The 18,411-nt window shown below is 47.4% G+C and carries 17 protein-coding genes and 1 other annotated feature; of the genes, 6 read left to right on the top strand and 11 right to left on the bottom strand.

What is annotated here, in order from left to right; all coding sequences use genetic code 11:
• The first annotated feature begins 18 nt into the window (after nt 1-18).
• Together ACFQZR_RS17560 and ACFQZR_RS17555 are read left to right on the top strand one after the other, a co-directional pair.
• Complete coding sequence (locus tag ACFQZR_RS17560) at nt 19-354, top strand: c-type cytochrome (protein WP_379348103.1); 336 nt, start codon at nt 19-21, stop codon at nt 352-354.
• An 18-nt stretch (nt 355-372) separates the two neighbouring features.
• Complete coding sequence (locus ACFQZR_RS17555; protein WP_379348101.1) at nt 373-948, top strand: SCO family protein; 576 nt, start codon at nt 373-375, stop codon at nt 946-948.
• 70 nt (nt 949-1,018) lie between these two features.
• On the opposite strand, the gene pdxR is transcribed toward ACFQZR_RS17555, so the two are convergent.
• The 9 genes from pdxR to ACFQZR_RS17510 form a co-directional block, all read right to left on the bottom strand.
• Nucleotides 1,019-2,455, bottom strand: coding sequence for a MocR-like pyridoxine biosynthesis transcription factor PdxR (pdxR, locus tag ACFQZR_RS17550; RefSeq protein WP_379348099.1), 1,437 nt, complete (start codon nt 2,453-2,455; stop codon nt 1,019-1,021).
• A 231-nt stretch (nt 2,456-2,686) separates the two neighbouring features.
• On the bottom strand, nt 2,687-3,331 hold the full coding sequence (locus ACFQZR_RS17545; RefSeq protein WP_379348097.1) for a methylthioribulose 1-phosphate dehydratase: 645 nt from the start codon (nt 3,329-3,331) through the stop codon (nt 2,687-2,689).
• The gene (locus tag ACFQZR_RS17540) at nt 3,328-4,014 is read right to left on the bottom strand and encodes a 2-hydroxy-3-keto-5-methylthiopentenyl-1-phosphate phosphatase (RefSeq protein WP_379348095.1); all 687 of its coding nucleotides are present in this window, start codon (nt 4,012-4,014) and stop codon (nt 3,328-3,330) included. The genes ACFQZR_RS17545 and ACFQZR_RS17540 overlap by 4 nt, the downstream gene beginning before the upstream one ends.
• Nucleotides 4,011-5,228: a 2,3-diketo-5-methylthiopentyl-1-phosphate enolase gene (locus ACFQZR_RS17535; protein ID WP_379348092.1), complete on the bottom strand. Its 1,218-nt coding sequence runs from the start codon at nt 5,226-5,228 to the stop codon at nt 4,011-4,013. Before ACFQZR_RS17535 ends, ACFQZR_RS17540 begins: the two co-directional genes overlap by 4 nt.
• Before the next feature lie 4 nt (nt 5,229-5,232).
• Nucleotides 5,233-6,081, bottom strand: a complete 849-nt coding sequence (proC, locus tag ACFQZR_RS17530; RefSeq protein WP_379348090.1) for a pyrroline-5-carboxylate reductase — start codon at nt 6,079-6,081, stop codon at nt 5,233-5,235.
• A gap of 60 nt (nt 6,082-6,141) precedes the next feature.
• The gene (locus tag ACFQZR_RS17525) at nt 6,142-7,386 is read right to left on the bottom strand and encodes a glutamate-5-semialdehyde dehydrogenase (RefSeq protein WP_379348088.1); all 1,245 of its coding nucleotides are present in this window, start codon (nt 7,384-7,386) and stop codon (nt 6,142-6,144) included.
• 32 nt (nt 7,387-7,418) lie between these two features.
• Nucleotides 7,419-8,516 carry a glutamate 5-kinase gene (gene proB, locus ACFQZR_RS17520; protein ID WP_379348086.1) on the bottom strand — a complete coding sequence of 366 codons (1,098 nt, stop codon included), beginning with the start codon at nt 8,514-8,516 and terminating at the stop codon, nt 7,419-7,421.
• A 67-nt stretch (nt 8,517-8,583) separates the two neighbouring features.
• Nucleotides 8,584-8,797 (bottom strand) — a binding site (T-box leader).
• Between the two features lie 60 nt (nt 8,798-8,857).
• A complete protein-coding gene (locus tag ACFQZR_RS17515) occupies nt 8,858-10,081 on the bottom strand; it encodes a pyridoxal phosphate-dependent aminotransferase (protein ID WP_379348084.1) in 1,224 nt (407 codons plus the stop codon).
• 99 nt (nt 10,082-10,180) lie between these two features.
• Complete coding sequence (locus ACFQZR_RS17510) at nt 10,181-10,645, bottom strand: hypothetical protein (RefSeq protein ID WP_379348082.1); 465 nt, start codon at nt 10,643-10,645, stop codon at nt 10,181-10,183.
• A 145-nt stretch (nt 10,646-10,790) separates the two neighbouring features.
• Here ACFQZR_RS17510 and ACFQZR_RS17505 point away from each other — a divergent pair, with 145 nt between their 5' ends.
• Nucleotides 10,791-11,588 carry a carbon-nitrogen family hydrolase gene (locus ACFQZR_RS17505; protein ID WP_379348080.1) on the top strand — a complete coding sequence of 266 codons (798 nt, stop codon included), beginning with the start codon at nt 10,791-10,793 and terminating at the stop codon, nt 11,586-11,588.
• 61 nt (nt 11,589-11,649) lie between these two features.
• On the opposite strand, the gene ACFQZR_RS17500 is transcribed toward ACFQZR_RS17505, so the two are convergent.
• Nucleotides 11,650-12,990, bottom strand: a complete 1,341-nt coding sequence (locus ACFQZR_RS17500; RefSeq protein ID WP_379348078.1) for an SEC-C metal-binding domain-containing protein — start codon at nt 12,988-12,990, stop codon at nt 11,650-11,652.
• Nucleotides 12,991-13,094: 104 nt separating this feature from the next.
• Here ACFQZR_RS17500 and ACFQZR_RS17495 point away from each other — a divergent pair, with 104 nt between their 5' ends.
• A complete protein-coding gene (locus tag ACFQZR_RS17495) occupies nt 13,095-14,993 on the top strand; it encodes a glycoside hydrolase family 3 protein (RefSeq protein ID WP_379348076.1) in 1,899 nt (632 codons plus the stop codon).
• On the opposite strand, the gene ACFQZR_RS17490 is transcribed toward ACFQZR_RS17495, so the two are convergent.
• The gene (locus ACFQZR_RS17490; RefSeq protein WP_314585493.1) at nt 14,981-15,901 is read right to left on the bottom strand and encodes a LysR family transcriptional regulator; all 921 of its coding nucleotides are present in this window, start codon (nt 15,899-15,901) and stop codon (nt 14,981-14,983) included. The genes ACFQZR_RS17495 and ACFQZR_RS17490 overlap by 13 nt on opposite strands.
• A 289-nt stretch (nt 15,902-16,190) precedes the next feature.
• On the opposite strand from ACFQZR_RS17490, the gene leuC reads away from it, so the two are divergent.
• Both leuC and leuD read left to right on the top strand, forming a co-directional pair.
• Nucleotides 16,191-17,612 (top strand): 3-isopropylmalate dehydratase large subunit, encoded by a 1,422-nt coding sequence (leuC, locus tag ACFQZR_RS17485; protein ID WP_379348073.1) that lies wholly within the window; start codon nt 16,191-16,193, stop codon nt 17,610-17,612.
• A 42-nt stretch (nt 17,613-17,654) separates the two neighbouring features.
• A complete protein-coding gene (gene leuD, locus ACFQZR_RS17480) occupies nt 17,655-18,248 on the top strand; it encodes a 3-isopropylmalate dehydratase small subunit (RefSeq protein WP_379348071.1) in 594 nt (197 codons plus the stop codon).
• The last annotated feature ends 163 nt before the right edge of the window (nt 18,249-18,411 follow it).

Below are 18,411 nucleotides of genomic sequence, written 5' to 3'. Positions count from 1 at the left end.
AAGGTTGGAGGAATCGGAATGAAGGCAAGAATGACAATATCTCTTATTTTGTTGAATTTACTCGTTCTTCCTGCGTGCGGACAAGGTACCAATTCGCAGAGGATGGATGTTGGAACAATAGCTCCAGAAGATACGAATGCCGTAGCGTCGTACAAAAAATCATGCCTATCCTGCCACGCTGCCGACCTAAGCGGGAGGGTTGGACCGAGTTTACAGGAGATTGGCTCCAAATTGTCACAAGAGCAGCTGTACACGATCATACATGATGGCGCAAAAGGCATGCCGGCGTTCCAAAAATCGTTAAGCAACGAGGAAATTGATGCGCTTACCCAATGGCTCTCGAAAAATAAATAGCTGCAAGGGGGGATAAGGGTGAAAAAAGCAGCCTTGGGCGTGATATTTGGTTTGATGATTCTCGTTATTGCCGCATGCGGCAATGGCAAGTCCAAACAGCCGAATATGCAGGTCCAACCCTTTGAATTCATTAATCAGGACGGAAAATCGGTCGCTTTGGCTGATTTACAAGGAAAGGTTTGGGTTGCAGACTTTGTGTTTACCTATTGTTCAACGGTGTGTCCGACGATGACGGCCAACATGTCCGAATTGCAAAAGCGATTAAAGACTGAAGGCGTAGAGGCGGAACTGATTTCTTTCTCCGTTGATCCGGAGCGGGATGATCCTGCTGCACTGAAAAACTATCTTACAAAATTTAATGCTGATTTCTCGAATTGGCATGCATTAACGGGCTATGATTTTGAATCGATTAAGACATTTGTTCTTAAGTCATTTCGAGCGACCATCGCCAAAGATATGGCATCGGATCAAATCATACACGGTACATCGTTTTATTTGGTCGATCCAGCAGGTATGGTCGTTGCCAAATACGATGGGATGACCGATACGCCTTTCGACCAGATTATGAAAGACATTAAAGCGTTGCAAGAGTAACATAAACAACAATAAAAAAGGTGAATGAAGCACTTGTACTTAGCGACAAGCTCTCATTCACCTTTTTCATTTAGCCAAGAACACTGCGAAGTGCCGCAGCAAACTTGGATATTCCTTGCACAATATCTTCCGTATGTGGTCTTGCATAAGTGAACCGAACATACCCTGAATCGGATCCGTAGACGCTGCCGGGTACGAAGATGATACCTTGTCGAATGGCTTCCTCCAACAATCGATGATCATTCACTTTGGGGATGATCTTGCACCATAGATGTAAGCCCCCTTGAGGAATAGAGAAATGGACAAGGTCTGGCAGCTCCTTCTGAAGTGCTTCGATCAATAAATCCCGCTTATACATGAGATTCATCCGCAATCGTTCCAGATGGGGCTGGAATAACGGAGAATTCAAGAACTGCGCAGCGACCTTCTGAGGAACAACACTGAGTCCGTAATCCATCTGCTGCCTTGCATCGGCGAGCCGCTCAACAACCGAATGCGGAGCAACCATCCATCCCACGCGCAAGCCGGAAGCTGCGATTTTGGAGAAAGAGCCAATGTACAGTACGGAACCGACGGTGTCCATCGATTTAAGCGGCATCGGGGGCACGCCGTCATAGGCTGTCAAGCTGAACGGATCATCCTCTACGACGGGTAGTCCGAGTTCACTTGCTACATTGAGCAGTTCAATTTTCCGTTCTTGAGCCAGTCGAACACCTGTGGGATTCTGAAAGTTCGGATTTAGGAACACCATTTTAATCCGATGCTTCTTATAGAGCGCACGAACATCTTCAGGCCGGGCACCATGTTGATCTACAGGAAGTCGGAACAACCGAAGACCTGCCGATTGGAACATGGGTAACGAATAGTTATATGATGGATCTTCAATCGCAACGGCATCACCAGGGGTGAGCAGACATTGTGTGATCAAATACAAGGATTGCTGGGATCCGGATGTGATAAGGATGGAAGATTCTGCCGTCTGAATACCCCGATATCGACTTAGATAACTGACGAGTGCTTCTCGCAGGGGAATGAAGCCTTGCGGGTTGTTGTAACCGAGATATTCGGTATGATGGTTCTCAGCCATGAGCATATTGATTTCAGTCACGGGTGAAATATCTGCTCCTAATTCGCCACTAGCAAAATCAATCAGTGTGTTGTCCTGTTGAAGTGCTTCTCGGATGCGGCGTAAGAAAGGTAAATTAGGCAAAAAATTGCCGCCTTCCACATACCGATGCCAGTTCGGGGTATGCTTTGGCGTAGCTTTCCATTTATATTTACTAACCCTCGTACCGCTACCCGTACGACTCTCGATGATCCCGAGGGCACGAAGCTCTGCATAAGCAAGAATAACCGTGCTTCGGTTCACTCCCAGTTGCTCGGCTAATTTGCGTTCGGAAGGAAGCAGGCTGCCTGGCGGGAACTCCCCGTAAGATATTCTGCGTTCGATTTCATCAGCAATTTGTTGGTAGATAGGAAGGCTGCTGTAACGATCGGGCTTCCACATGATTGCTCCTCCTAGCCTTGTGTTATGTGTGATGTTTGTCACGAAATCATTCTCATCATAACATTCGGCAAGTGAAAATCGTAACTTACTTTTCATCAAAAGGATGTCGAATATATAGCAATCTCATGAACATGGATGGTGCTTCGATAGATGAATTGGAGGGTGATTAAATAGAAAATAGAAGAGGGCTGATCGCCCCCTCCTATTTGTGATGGTATGGATTTGGTCTTCTTAACGCTTAAGTAGCTCTGAGCGGTAGATGTATTCGAATAGGAATTCGAACGCTTCGAGGTGACGTTTCGCTTCGAATGCATTGGCGCCCCAGGCGTAGATGCCGTGATTACGTAAGATGATGCCAGGAATTTGTGGATCGAGCTTCTCTGTCACATGGGGGACAATGCTTGGAATATGCGCGAAATTCGGCACGATCGGTATCTCAATCTCCGCATCTTCTGTCCAGATGTTGAAGGCTTTGATCAATTCAACGCCTTTCACAGGGATGGATCCGCGTTCATGGAACAACTCCGAGACTATGTTATTGAATACCGTGTGTACGTGGAAAATCGCCCCGCAGCCTGTCATCCGATAGATTTCACAATGGATGAGTGTCTCAGCGCTTGGCTTAAGGTTAGTGGCTTCAGCAGGTTTGCCATCAGCATCCACGAATAAGAAGTCTTCCGGCGTATTCACGGATTTATCTTTGCCGCTCGCGGTAATCGCAAAATGGAAATCATCCGGTGTATGCTCACCGACACGAATGGATAAGTTGCCGCTTGTGCCAGGGAACCAATTTCTTGCTGCGAACTGGGTCTTAATCTCACGCAGCTCATGCAAGGCGCGCTGCTTCTGTTCTAATGGGATCTTTGCAAATGTCATGATGATGCTGCACCAACTTTCATCGCTTCCATATGACGGATAATGTCAAAGAAATCGTTATAAGGTACATGTGCTAACCCAAGCTGCTCACATTTCGTTGTGAGGTGAGAGCGGGAGTAGACATGTTCAACCAATTTTGCTCCAGCAAAATCGGTAATGCTATCGCCAATAATATATCGATCATACTCACTATTGGAGAAGGAACGAATAATCTTCGTCTTGCACATGCCGCAATCATTGTCGCAAACATCATCACAAGCATTAGGCCATAAAATTTCGATATGCGAGCCGGAGAAATCGCTGGTATTGCAGAAGATGCGTTCCTTTGGAATATCGAAGCGCTCCAAGATCGGATAGATGAAGAAGTCTATTCCACCGCTTGTGACATAGAATTCGATTTGCTGCTCCTTGCAGAACGTAAGAAATTCAGCGAAGCCAGGACGGATTTGAACTTGGTCGATGGCGAAGCGGGTAATTTCTTCACGTTGTGATGTGGGCAGCAATCGGAACATCTCCCCGACGCCGACGCGAACCGATTTACGCTCCGCGATGACATCGTCCACAATGGATTTCCAACCGAGTGGATCGAAATGTTGGATGATCGCAACGATATTATCATTGACTGTTATTGTACCGTCGAAATCACAGAAGACGACAGGTTGTTTGGATCCGTTCTGTATCATGATCTAACCCCCCAGATATCAATCGCAGCATGGAGTTCAGGATGGGTTACGGCATACTCCTGCAACGAAATGCCCTGCAATGTCGCATCAATCGCTTGATTGAAGGCGCGTCCGCCAGCTGCAGCTCCTTGCGGATGTCCGTGAACGCCACCACCAGCATTGACCACCACTTCACGTCCGAAATCACGCAGAATTAGGGGTACAAGTCCCGGGTGAATGCCCGCGGAGGGTACAGGCATTGTTGAACGGAGCGATAACTTATCACTTAGCAGCGCATCTCGAATGCCCATATTCTCTTCTTTTGGCATGACGACAGAGCCATACGGTGAAGGGAAGAGGGATAGATCGGCTCCGGCGATACGCATCAGCTTACCGAGTAAGAGTGGAGCGGAAATTCCGTAATGCTGAGATGGGTAGAATGCTCCAGCCAGCGCTGGATGCGCGGCGATGGGGATGTTAATCGACGAATCTGAACTTAACTCATGCAGGACGTCGAACCCATAGGACAACACATTGAATAATAGCGCATTCGCGCCTGTATCAATGGCTTTGCGCGCTTGAACCGCGAGCTTCGAAGTGGGCCCCGTTAAATTTACAGCATAGAGCAGTTTCTTGCCTGTCTGTTGTTCAGCTTGCTTCGCTGCGTCCATACAGACTTGCACGCGCCGCTCAATTGGCGTTAGAGGGTTCTCGAATAGAATCTCGTCATCTTTGATGAGATCGACACCGCCAAGCGCCTGCTGATAGAACTGCTCCCGTAAACCATCGAGATCATGGCCGATCACGGATTTGAAGATGCTCATGAGCAGAGGACGGTCATGAACGCCGAGTAGGCTGCGAATACCTTCGATTCCGAATTTCGGACCTGGGAAAACGGACAAGAAATCTTCTGAGAGATCCAAATCCATCAATTTGATCTTGCCGTCCATCGACAGCTTGCCGAATACGGTAACCAATAACGCAGGGATATCGCGACTGAAGTTGACGTCAGGATAAGCAATTTGGATATCCGCATATCGCTCGTTACTTTCTGTTGCAGGATATTCTGTCACTTGGACCACTTGCCCCAAATGACGCTCCATTTCCTTTTTCTTCGCTTCAGGCAGCTCTGTCCAGCTTCCGACTGTTAATCCGACTGCGATGGATACAGCTTTCTTATGGAAATCTGCTTTATCGTCATAGCAGCGGTAGGTAGCGATGCATGTGTGTCTCATTTCCTTATTTCCTCCCGATCAGAGCGCCCATCTCACCTGCACGATCCGCAGCGCGGTGTATTGCAGTTATTAATGCTTCGGTGAAATGGAACGACTGTAGTGTTTCAATAGCTGCCTGCGTAGTTCCTCCCGGGGAAGTCACTTTCCGTCTGAGTTCAGCTGGGTTTTCACCTGTTGATTGTACCATATGTGCAGCGCCAATCAGCGTTTGTATGGTTAAATTTCTAGCTTGTTCAGTCGAGAGTCCGCCTTGTATTCCGGCTTCGATCATCGATTCGATGAGATAATAGACGTAAGCAGGACCACTGCCGGAAACACCCGTCACGATATCCATCTGCTTCTCCTCAACAATGCTGACGACGCCGATGGCTTCGAACATATTTAACGCGATCTGTTGCTGGATCGCATTCACGCTTGCTGAGAAGCACATGCCCGTTGCTCCAAGCCCAATCGTACTTGACGTATTTGGCATCGTACGAACGATTGGATTATGAGACTCGAGCAGCTCCTGCATAGTTCCGATCGATAATCCAGCAATGACCGAAATGATAAGCTGTTGCGGATTTACGAGTGGGCGTATCTCCATTAACGCCTCGGCTGCATCTTTTGGTTTCATAGCAAGTACGATGATCGATGCTTCGCGTAGAGCTTGCTCTTTTGCCGTGGGTTCATTCGTCGTCTGCACGTGATAGCGCGCTTCAAGCTCATGAAGACGTGCTTGGTTCTGCCGATTGAGCAGGGTCATTTGCTCTGGGGCAGCGATATTTTTATCGAGTAAGCCTCGAACGATTGCTTCCGCAATCGAGCCTGCGCCGTAGAAGCAGATTTGCTGTCCTACGATGGATGATTTCATAGCTACTTCACCTGATTCTTCTTAAAATAGTAAGTTCGATTACAACATAATTCGATATTATTATCGGATCTGGCCCGTGCCGTAAATCCGATATTTCGTCGACGTCAACGCAGGGAGGCCCATCGGACCGCGTGCATGTAGTTTCTGGGTACTAATGCCGATCTCGGCACCGAAGCCGAATTCGTAACCATCCGTGAATCGTGTGGAAGCATTATGGTAGACCGCAGCAGCATCAACTTCTTGCAAGAAACGTTCTGCATGTGCCGTGGTCTCCGTCACGATACATTCGGAATGCATGGTTCCAAATTGACGGATATGCTCCAATGCTTCGTCGAGATCGTTCACTACTTTAATGTTCAAAATATAATCGTTATATTCGGTCGCATAGTCTTGCTCCGTAGCGTTCTGATCGAGCTGGATATAACGCGCTGTACGCTCACAGCCACGTAATTCAACGTTGTTGCTGCGCAATTGCTCCGCAATCGAGGTCAAATGAGCTCCAGCGAAATCTTCATGAACGAGCAGGGTTTCCATCGAGTTACAGACGGAAGGACGTTGGACTTTTGCGTTGATCACAATCGGTGCGGCCATGTCAAGCTTCGCCGTTGCGTCTAGATACGTATGGCAGATGCCTGCGCCAGTCTCGATCACAGGAACTGTCGCGTTCTGGACGACATTTTGAATCAAGGAGGCGCCGCCGCGAGGAATAACGACATCCAGCAGTCCGTTCAGCTTCAGCATTTCATCAACGGATGCGCGATTTGTATCTTCAATCAATTGAAGGGCTGCTACTGGAATGGCTGAATTCGCAAGAGCTTGCTGCAACACCTCGACGATGCGTTTGTTGGAGCTGATCGCAGATGAACCACCGCGCAGAACGACGGCATTTCCCGTCTTAAGACAGAGGCCTGCTGCATCGACCGTTACATTGGGACGCGCTTCATAGATGATCCCGATAACGCCAAGTGGAACTCGAATTTTCTCAATCTTCAGTCCATTGGGTCTCTCGATATGCTCGAGTTCATCACCGATGGGATCCGGTAGTTCTACAATTTGACGTAACCCTTCCGCCATCCCCGCAATTCGGGATTCATTCAATGCGAGTCGGTCAAGTAGCGAAGAGCTTGTGCCATTCGCACGACCACGTTCTAAATCTTCTTGGTTCGCTGCAATAATCGAATGCTGCTCCTCGATCAGCGCGTCTGCCATTTTCATCAAAGCATCATTTTTCTCCGCTGCAGTCAAACGATTAAGTGTAACTAGCGTTCCTTTGGCTAACGACGATTTCTCCCGAACTTCACTCATATTCTTCAGCCTCCCTAATGGTTAATCCTAGTTCATTTCAATGAAATCCATTCATCTCGGTGGATCACTTCGATGCGAGGAACCTCGATACGTTTCTGTACTTCATCGGTGCTCAGCCCTGCGACGTTCCGCATTTGGGCAGCTGAATAATTGACGACCCCGCGCCCCACCAATTGGCTATGGAGATTGTATACTTCGATCACATCACCCGCATGAAAGTCGCCATCCACTTCTCGCACACCCACGGGGAGCAAGCTTTTGCCTCCTGCTAACAGGGCTTGTTCGGCGCCTGCATCTACACAGACTCTTCCGCTCGGTGTGGAATGGAAGCCTAGCCACTGTTTCTTCGTGGAGAGCGAATGGAGCTGTGTATCGAAATACGTTCCACGTCCGTGTCCCTGCGAAGCCATATCGAGGTCACCCGGCTCAAGAACACGACCTACGAATGCCGGCACACCGCCACGCATCGCGATACGCGCAGCTTCAACCTTGGAGCGCATGCCGCCCGTACCCACGAGAGATCCAGAGCCACCGGCACCTGCGATAATATCCTCGTTGATCTCTTGAACACGCTCAATGCGCACTGCATCGGGGTTATTTCGAGGGTCAGCGGTATATAGACCATCTGTATCCGTAATGATTATGAGTCCTGTTGCTCGAACGAGGTTCGCAACCAAGGCTGATAATGTATCGTTGTCACCGAACTTCAGCTCATCCACGGATACGGTGTCATTCTCATTAATGATCGGGATGATCCCTTGCTTCAATAACTCTTCTATCGTCATTTGTGCATTCTGAATACGCTGCCGATTACTAAAGTCCGATCGGGTTAGTAGAATTTGAGCTGCACCGATCTGCTGTGCACCAAATGCCTCCTGGTATGCACGCATTAGCAGTGCTTGCCCGACAGCGGCAGCAGCTTGCTTCTCATGCAGCAGCTTGGGCCGCGTTGTATATCCGATTTGTCGAAACCCTGCGGCCACGGCACCTGAGGTAACGAGTAAGACCTGAGCACCAGAAGCGTGGAGCGCTGCTAACTCGCTGGTGAAGAAGTCGACTTTTGAACGATTCAGTCCACCCTCGTCGGAAGTGAGGGAGCTGCTGCCAATCTTGACTACAATACGCTGCATTTCATCACATCCTTATTCATTTGAAAATCAATGCATATATAACAAAAAAAGCTTTCGTCCTTTACACATAAAGGACGAAAGCTTCTGCTTCCGCGGTACCACCTTAATTGATGAATTGCTCATCCAACTTGAACGCCTTGTAACAGAAGGCACTGTTCAGCTTTTCAGCCGACCGTTCGAGGATAGGGTTCTGAAAGCGTGGGCGGCAAGCTCTTACAGCCGATGAAGCTTGCTCTCTTATCGTCACGTCTCTTTCATACTGGTCCTGTCAATACGTTTAGATCTTCATTTCCTAATAGAATACATGGAAAATTGAGGTTTGTAAAGGGACGAATTCGGCGCTAAAAAAGGTCAAGTCGACCGATCCGTTCCACCGCTTCTTCAAGTCGAGATTCTGATGCCAAGAGACCAACGCGGACATAACCTTCGCCATGTTCACCGAAACCAATGCCAGGTGCGACGACGACATGCGCTTGTTCGAGCAGCAGGTCAGCGAATGAACTAGATGTATATCCTTCGGGAACCGGCAGCCAGCAGAAGAAGGACGCAGGCGTACGCACGGCTCTCCAGCCAATACGATCTAGCGCATCGTAAAGTGCATTCCGACGGCTTTCATACGTAGCGACAAGCTCTTCCACACAAGTCTGAGGAGCAGTAAGGGCCGTCGCTGCGGCCGCTTGAATGCCACCGAAGAGACTCACATAATAATGGTCCTGCATGAGATTAATTAGCTTGATGACTTCCGAATTGCCAAGTGCAAAGCCAACGCGCCACCCTGCCATATTATACGTTTTGGATAGTGTATAGAATTCGACGCCGACTTCCTTGGCACCCGGTAATTCTAGGAAGCTCTTCGGTTTTTTGCCGTCGAAACCGATCGCCCCATAGGCGAAATCACTCGCTACAACGATATTGTGCTGCCGAGCGAATTCGATGGTCTTTGTATAGAATGCTTCATCTGCGATGGCTCCGGTAGGATTGTTCGGATAATTTAAGAACATCAATTTGGCTTTTTCCAGCGATTCTGCAGGGATTGCACTGAAATCCGGAAGGAATTGATTTTGCGCAACGAGCGGCATGAATACCATTTCCGCACCTGCTAGTGCAACGCCGGACCAATAATCAGGGTATCCCGGATCAGGAACGAGACACACATCACCGGGATTGAGAAGAATTTGACTGATCTCGACAAGGCCTGTTTTGCCGCCGAATAGAATGGCAACCTCCGTCTCCGGGTCGAGCTCGACACCGTAATCTTCACGGTATCTTGTTGCAATGGCTTCTTTCAAGAAGCTGTATCCGCTAAATGGCGGGTATTTATGATACATCGGATTTGCAGCAGCTTCCTGCAAGGCCGATACAATGTGGGTAGGTGTAGGTTGATCAGGATTTCCTTGCCCTAAATTAATGACATCATGGCCTTCTGCTGCTTTCGCATTCGCGCGTTTCACAAGATTAGCGAAGAACTGGGTGGGCAGTCCTTGCATTCGCTTCGCGGGTTCAATGTGGACCGATGCTACGTTATCGCGTCTGTCCGGCTGCTCGCTTTTCTCTGTCGTTAACATGTCTTACTTCACTCCATATCCTTCGAGATGTACAATACACCTAATTTAGCACGATTTACCTAAGGTGTATAGAGTGAGAGACAAGGGTGAGATGCGGCATTACTGGGCTTTATCGACCATGGTAATGAACGGCTTCACATCTGCACTGAACGTGAGCAAGAAAGGTTTGCGTTCTTTATTAAAGACGAGGATAAGCGGATCTTTGGTTGGGCAATAGATCAAGAATATTTCGCTCACGACAAATGTGAGTCCTTTGAACTCTTTGGTGATTTCTTTCTTCAACGGCACTTTGTAAATAGATCCGCATTTGTCATCCAAGCTGAGCTGCGTCGATAATCCTGTTGCGGAATTCAGCCAAGACAGTGCTTCTTTCTGAAAGGCGTCATTGTTCGGAACAACCTTGACAATTTTCTCTGATTTCAACTCGAACTGCTGGACGGGCTGTAACTCATTGGGTTGAGCGATCGTTGCGGCAGCGTAGGATGGGGGCATGAACATTCCCATGCCTAACGCCATCAATAAGAAGCATAGAGCTAATGATTTGTACCATGGATTTCGTATCATTACATAGTCTCCTTTAGTCAGGTTTACAGGCTTCGGTTCTATAGTACCCATCTTGACAGTGAACCATCACACGTTATGATTATTACAAAGCATATTGGCATTTTTTATAAGGAGTTCGTATGGAACTAAGGGAAGGACGAGATCAATGAGCGAGCAAAAATGGAAGTTGTCCGTTCTGCAAATGGATGTTGCGATTGGGCAGCCAGATGAGAATTATAAGAAGGTGGAGCAGCTATTACAACAAGCAGTTCAGGTTGATGTGAAGCCGGACTGCATTCTATTACCTGAAATGTGGAATACAGGGTATGCCCTTGAGCAAATTCATGAGCTTGCGGATGTCCATGGGGAACGTACGAAGGCGTTAATTTCTTCATTCTGTAAGGAACATGAAGTGCATGTGATCGCAGGTTCCATCGCAGAACGTCGTGATGATCAGATCTACAACACGATCTATGTCTTTGACCGCGCTGGTGAAGTGGTGGCGGATTACTCCAAAATTCATTTGTTTCGTTTGATGGATGAAGAGAAGTATCTAGCTGAGGGCAATCATATCGGCATATTTGAAGCTGAAGGCGTGCAGGCTGGGATGATGATTTGTTATGATATTCGATTCCCGGAACTAGCACGGAAATTAGCTTTATCAGGTGTGAAAATATTGTTCGTGCCTGCTGAGTGGCCCAACCCGCGTCTGCATCATTGGCGTACCTTACTTACAGCGCGCGCCATTGAGAACCAAATGTACGTTGTATCCTGTAATCGTGTCGGTACGAGTGGTACAACGGAGTTTTTCGGTCATTCGATGATCATCGATCCGTGGGGCGAAGTATTGGTAGAAGGGCAAGGTCATGAAGAGATTCTTACAGCGACGATTAATTTGTCCTTAGTTGATGAAGTACGTGGCAGAATTCCTGTGTTCGAAGACCGCAGGCCGCAGCATTATTAGAATCGTATTGTTCCACACCAAAAAAGCTGCAATCCGCTCGCGGATTGCAGCTTTATCTTTATCATTGTTGCTTAACCCAAGCGTTAAGCGCTTCATGCTGCTGCCAGAGGTGCATATGTGATTGCACATATTGTACCATTTCATTTTTGAAGGCAGGCATTTTCTTCGATTGCAGTAAATGTTCAGACACGATTGGATGAGCTTGAACTGCCTCAGTCCACAGCGCAGTAAGCTGCGGTGTAATGCCATTCGCTAAATATTCGACGAGTACACGATTATAGACGAACGCAACTGATTTGTCCGAAGCGTAGGTCTCAATGAGATGTGTTGCGGATTTCAATTGATTCATTTCGACAAAAGATGTAATTAAAGGATTATGCACATGCAGATGATCTGTTGGATCAAGTCTGATAATTTCTTCGTTATGCAGAATTGCTTCTTTCATACGTCCAAGCTCCATGCACTTGCGAGCAAACCCTGCTTTGGAACGAAGGTATGGGCGAATTCGAACACTGCCCCATGCTTGTCCCTTGTTCTGTTCAATAAATGATGCTCCTAGTGCACTTACGCCAACGCGCATTCCTTCTTCATAATATCCGATAGCTTCCTCAGGTGTTGTCACAGCGCTCTCTGCAAGAATGTTGTATGCATCGCAATTATTCGCATCGAGCTCGAGCGCCTGCTTCGCAAGCTCCGTACGACGAGCAGGTGAAGGCTCTTCCCAAGCTTCGTAGAGCAATTCTTGTGCTTCTTCAGCAACAGTTTCCGTCTTCATGCCTTGAGTTATCTTCCCTTGATTGATAAGCTGTAGCATATAGTCTTTGGCTTCATCAATCGAAGCGAATTTCTGCTCTGCAAGAAGCTTTTCGATATGATGCATTTTAGACTCCGTTAGCATATGACGAAGTTGTGGGATGCGTTGATCTAACGGATCATAGCACGGATGCTCATTCATATATTCGCGAATTTGCTGAACGCGTTGGGACACGGTTCCTGGGGATACACTATATTTCGTGCCAAGACTGGATTGAGTCACTTGCTCAAGACCATGCGTCTGGGCTACATAATATTCGATCGCCGCGGTTAACGTTTCTGCCTTCCGAATCGTCGGAGACGTCTGGGTTGCATAAGCGTGCCAGATATGAAGTGCTTCAGTTATTTGATCCCAGCTATAGCTGTCTTGCATATGCTCGACAATTTGCTCTGCGACCGTGTTGTAGGAAGGAGATTCTGCGAACCATTCTTCCACAAGAGCTTGGACGCTTTGAGCATTCTTCTGAGCGACAGGGATAATAATCTTCGTATCCTGACTTTGCTCCTCACTCTTGTTCATACAACATTTTTTGTACTTCTTACCGCTGCCGCATAGGCAGGGGTCATTTCTTCCAACTTTATGAATCACGAGTACGAGTACCTCCTAGAAAAAAGGGCTAAAAGGAAATTATAGCATATATTCCGATTTAAATAAATTCATATCGTTAAATCTTGTCGAAGGATGTGGGAAAATTGCGAAAAATAATGCTTATCATCGCGAGTGTCTGTCTTATAGTCGTCATCTCGGCCATGGTTTATGTACAAAAGCCTGCGTGGATATTCGGTCAGACGGCAGCACAACAGCCGACGATTCCGAATCACTCGGAACACACGGGGAACTCTTCTGTGAACCAATCTGATGAGGCAGTAGAGCCTGACCCTTCACCATCACCAGATCCCGCGGATCTTGAAATCCAAGCCCAGCTTACGTCCATGACGCTTGCTCAAAAAGCTGCTCAAATGATGATCGTCGATCTAGACACGCTACAACGCGAAGCCGATCAGGCGGCGGGATCCCAACTTAGGAAACAGCAATATGCCGGGGTGATCTTGTTCCAACGCAATCTGAAATCAGCAGAACAGACCGTAAAGCTGATCACGGATTTGAAATCCGCTTCAACGAAGGTGCCGATCTGGGTTGCTATTGATCAGGAAGGCGGTGTGGTGACACGTCTCCCATGGCTGCCGCGATTTGCAGGCAATATGGCGCTAGGAGCAACAGGGAATGCGGACTACGCGGAGCAGACGGGTAAATTGATCGGGGAGCAGATCGAGTCGTTCGGGTTCAATCTCAACTTCGCGCCTTCATTAGATGTTAATAATAATCCCGACAACCCGGTCATTGGCATTCGATCGTTCGGCTCAGAGCCTAAAGAAGTTGCTGAGATGGGGATTGCTATGGTGAAAGGTTTGCAAGAGGTAGGGATGCCTTCCGTTGTGAAGCATTTCCCAGGGCATGGCGATACTTCGATGGATTCACATCTTGGACTACCCTCCATTCCATATGATCGAGATCGTCTAGATCAAGTAGAGCTTGTTCCATTTCGTGAGGCGATGAATCAAGGCGTGGATATGATGATGACAGCACATATTACATTCCCGAAGATTGAGAAGAAGACGGTTATTTCGAAAAAAGACGGCGCAAAAGTTCACATTCCTGCGACATTATCGCATACGTTTCTAACCAAGATTCTTCGAGAAGAGCTTGGATTTGAAGGCGTTATCGTAACTGATTCCTTAGAGATGCAAGCCATCTCATCGAATTTCGGTGATAAGGAGGCCATACTGCAGGCGGTTCAGGCTGGGGTTGATTTGTTATTGATGCCACCGAATCCCGATGCCTCCGTCAAGTGGCTAACAGACGCGGTAAAGCAGGGCGTCATTACAGAGGATCGTATCAATGCCAGTGTGGAGCGAATCTTGAAATTGAAACAAAAGTACGGCTTGCTAGAAGCCCATAAGCCAACCTCGTATGTTGATCAATTCCGCTTAGCTCAAAAGGCGATGCAAGACCAAGAAGCAAGGCAGACAGAGCTTGCAATTGCCGAGCATGCTGCGACACTGCTCAAGAATCAAGATCATCTATTGCCTTTCACGATCAATACAAACACTACATTATACATTCTAGGTCCATCGTCTTTACTGCCAGAAATGCAGCGACAGTTTAGTGCGATTATTGCGAAGGAAGGACAGGCTCGATTCAAGAAAATTGTCACCCTTCCTATCACAGGCGGATTAACAGCCGCACAGCAGCAGCAGATCGGAGCATCGGATTCGATCCTCCTCGTAACAAGGAATCTGAACACGGATAAGAAGCAGCGAGATGCGGTGCGCAAGGTATGGAATCAGCTTCGAAAAGCAAAGCAAAAAGCGGCCGTCCTCGCAGTCGGCGCGCCTTATGATATTCGATATATCCCTGATATTCCTGCATTCGTCGCTGTCTACGGGGATCGTGCAACGGCGAATCTGCCCGCAGGTGTTCGTACATTGCTCGGTTTGAATATGCCGACGGGTAAGCTACCCGTTCGAATTCCTGATCAAAGCGGTCAGACGTTGTTTGATGTAGGTTCAGGTTTATCTTATGAAGATTGAAATTGTTGTTGAATGGTCGTCTTGAACACTTCAATGAATGCTTCGGCGGCTTTGGAAAGATAACGTCCCCTCCGATAGGCAATAACGAGCGTTCGTTTGGGCGACGGATCTTCCAGCGGCAGATAGGTTGGGATGAACTCACTACGACGCGCACGTGCGATGAAGTGAGGGACGAATGCAATGCCCATGCCGGCGGCGACGAGCGACTGTACCGTCTCCATATTGCTGCTCTCAAAGACGATACGCGGTGTAAATCCAGCCGCTTGGCATAATTCAATCGTAATCTGACGGAAGCCTTGCCCTTTCTTCAGGATGATGAATGGCTCGTCCTTCAGATCTTCGATGCGGATGAGTCGTTCTGGATTGCAATTGGAGAGAGCAGCAAGGATGTGGTTCGGCGGCACGGCCAGATCGATTTTTTCCTCAATAACAGGCTCGTATGCCAAAGACGGCTCTTGGAGAGGCAAGGATAGCAGTGAGAAGTCGGTCTGACCGTTGGCCGTCAATTTCTCCAAATCTGCGGATGTATCCTCGACAAGAACCATTTCGATATCGGGATATTTCTCCTGAAAGACGGGCAGCACATGCGGCAAAATATGAGAACCCGTGATCGGCATACTTCCAACGACAACTTTTCCCGTTCGTGTATTGGAGATATCTGCCATTTCTTGCTTCAATTGATCGACGGCATCGATAATTTTCTGTGCTTGATTGATAAACGCTGCACCGGCATGCGTTAGCTCGACGGAGTTGGTGTTTCTTTGAAAAAGGAGGACGCCGATTTCCTTCTCGAGCTTCGAGAGCTGTTGACTAAGGGAAGGCTGTGCGATATGAAGCTTCTCGGCAGCCCGGGAGAAATTTCGCTCTGCGGCGATTTGAATGGCATATTGTAATTGACGTAATTCCATCTTAAGGGTCCCCTTCTTCGAATTGTTTACCACAATAGAATGGAAACTCGTCTAAATAAAACGGTATCGTTAATTCTATTTGGCATTAAAAACTATCTCTTAACGCGGTCACTCCTCTGCGAAGTACATCGAAAGAGTTTTTGTTATAACGAAAACCTATAACACTTATAGTTATTATATCTTGGAGCAATCGAAATGGAAATGCTATGATTCATTCAAAGAAAAGATTTGCGTACGGAAATCAGCAATAACCGCAAATCTATATGGTTTCGATTCGATGAAGAGGTGAATGATAATGGCGAAAAAGACGATGTTTGAGAAAATTTGGGAAAATCATGTGATTCATCAAGAGGAAGGCAAACCAAGTGTTTTGTATATTGATCTTCATTTGGTTCACGAAGTAACATCTCCACAAGCATTTGAAGGACTTCGCTTGTCCAATCGTAAAGTACGCCGTCCAGAGCTGACTTTTGCAACGATGGACCATAACGTACCGACGAAAGACCGTTTTAACATTACAGATCCCATCTCGAAGCAGCAAATCGATACACTATCGAAGAACTGTGCAGATTTCGGTGTCACTTGCTTTGACTTGAACAGCTTGGATCAAGGGGTTGTTCACGTAATGGGTCCAGAGCTTGGATTAACGCATCCAGGTAAAACGATCGTATGCGGCGACAGCCATACATCAACGCATGGCGCATTCGGCGCATTAGCATTCGGGATCGGTACGAGTGAAGTAGAACACGTACTTGCAACACAATGTCTACAACAAGCGAAAGCCAAAACGATGGAAGTTCGATTTGTCGGCAACCGTAAACCAGGCGTAACTGCGAAGGATATGATTCTTGGCGTTATCGCGAAATACGGTACAGACTTCGCAACAGGCTATGTTATCGAATACACAGGTGAAGCGATTCGTTCCTTGACGATGGAAGAACGTATGACGGTCTGCAACATGTCTATTGAAGCGGGTGCCAGAGCGGGTCTCATCGCACCGGATGAAGTAACATTCGAATACCTGCGCGGCCGTGAATACGCACCGCAAGGTGAAGCCTATGATCAAGCGGTAGCGGCTTGGAAACAGCTTGCATCCGATGATGGCGCAACGTATGACCTAGTTGTTGACTTCGATGTCGACAGCCTGATCCCTCAAGTGACTTGGGGAACAAGCCCAGGAATGGGTACAGATATTACGGCAACGGTACCGAATCCGAATGACTTCTCTTCCGAGAATGAACGTAAAGCAGCTGAAAAAGCTCTTGAATATATGGATCTGAAACCAGGTACACCTATTTCTGAGATCGGTATTGATTATGTCTTTATCGGATCTTGCACCAATGGTCGGATTGAAGATTTGCGCGCAGCAGCAGAAATTGCTCGGGGTTACCAAGTATCGAGCCATGTAACTGCGATTGTCGTTCCAGGTTCTGGTCGTGTTAAGATTCAAGCCGAGAAGGAAGGTTTGGACAAAATCTTCACAGCGGCAGGATTTGAATGGCGTGATGCAGGATGCAGTATGTGTCTTGCGATGAATCCAGACGTATTACAACCTGGACAACGTTGTGCTTCGACTTCGAACCGTAACTTTGAAGGACGTCAAGGACGCGGTGGTCGTACGCACTTGGTATCTCCAGCGATGGCAGCAGCAGCGGCTATCAAAGGACATTTCGTTGATGTACGTGATTGGGAACTAAAAGCAGCGAACTAATAGAATAGATTCGGAAGATGATGGACGAGAGGGGAAATAACGATGGAACCATTTAAACAGCTAACAGGGATTGTCGGACCGGTCGATCGCGTAAATGTGGATACGGACGCTATTATTCCAAAACAATTTTTGAAACGTATTGAGCGCTCTGGCTTCGGTCAATTTCTATTCTATGAATGGAGATTCCATGAGAATGGCGATGTGAATGCAGCGTTTGAATTGAACAAACCGCGCTACGAGGGAGCTTCCGTTATGGTCTCTCGCGTGAACTTCGGCTGCGGATCATCCCGTGAACATGCACCGTGGGCAATCTTGGATTATGGCTTCCGCTGCGTAATCGCGCCGTCTTTCGCAGATATTTTCTACAATAACTGCTTTAAGAACGGGATTCTACCAATCAAATTGTCAGAAGAGCAGGTGGAAGATTTGTTCAAGCGTACAGCGGAGCTCGAAGGTTACCAGCTGTCGGTTGATCTTGAGAATAAGAAAATTACAGATGAGTTCGGTCTGGAAATTCAATTCGACTTGGATGAGCATCGCCGTCAATTCTTGCTTCAAGGACTTGACGATATCGGTCTAACACTGCAGCACGAAGATAAAATCTCAGCTTACGAGCAAAAGCGTAATCTTGCATAAACGATCAATTTTTATCTATTGAATAGAAAGAGTTTCAATCCTTTCACAATTAGAGGGTTGAAGCTCTATTTTTTTTGTTTTATATTTACTATAACGCGCAACTTTTGTAAAGTTTTGGATGTCTATTCTTGTGAGAAGGTGTCATGTCTTATCATTTTTGTGT

This window comes from Paenibacillus sp. GCM10027629 (genome assembly GCF_042676425.1).
GTDB classification, from domain to species: domain Bacteria; phylum Bacillota; class Bacilli; order Paenibacillales; family Paenibacillaceae; genus Paenibacillus_K; species Paenibacillus_K terrigena.
The sequence above is the reverse complement of the archived record's forward strand: the minus strand, read 5'-3'. Positions and strand labels throughout refer to the sequence as shown.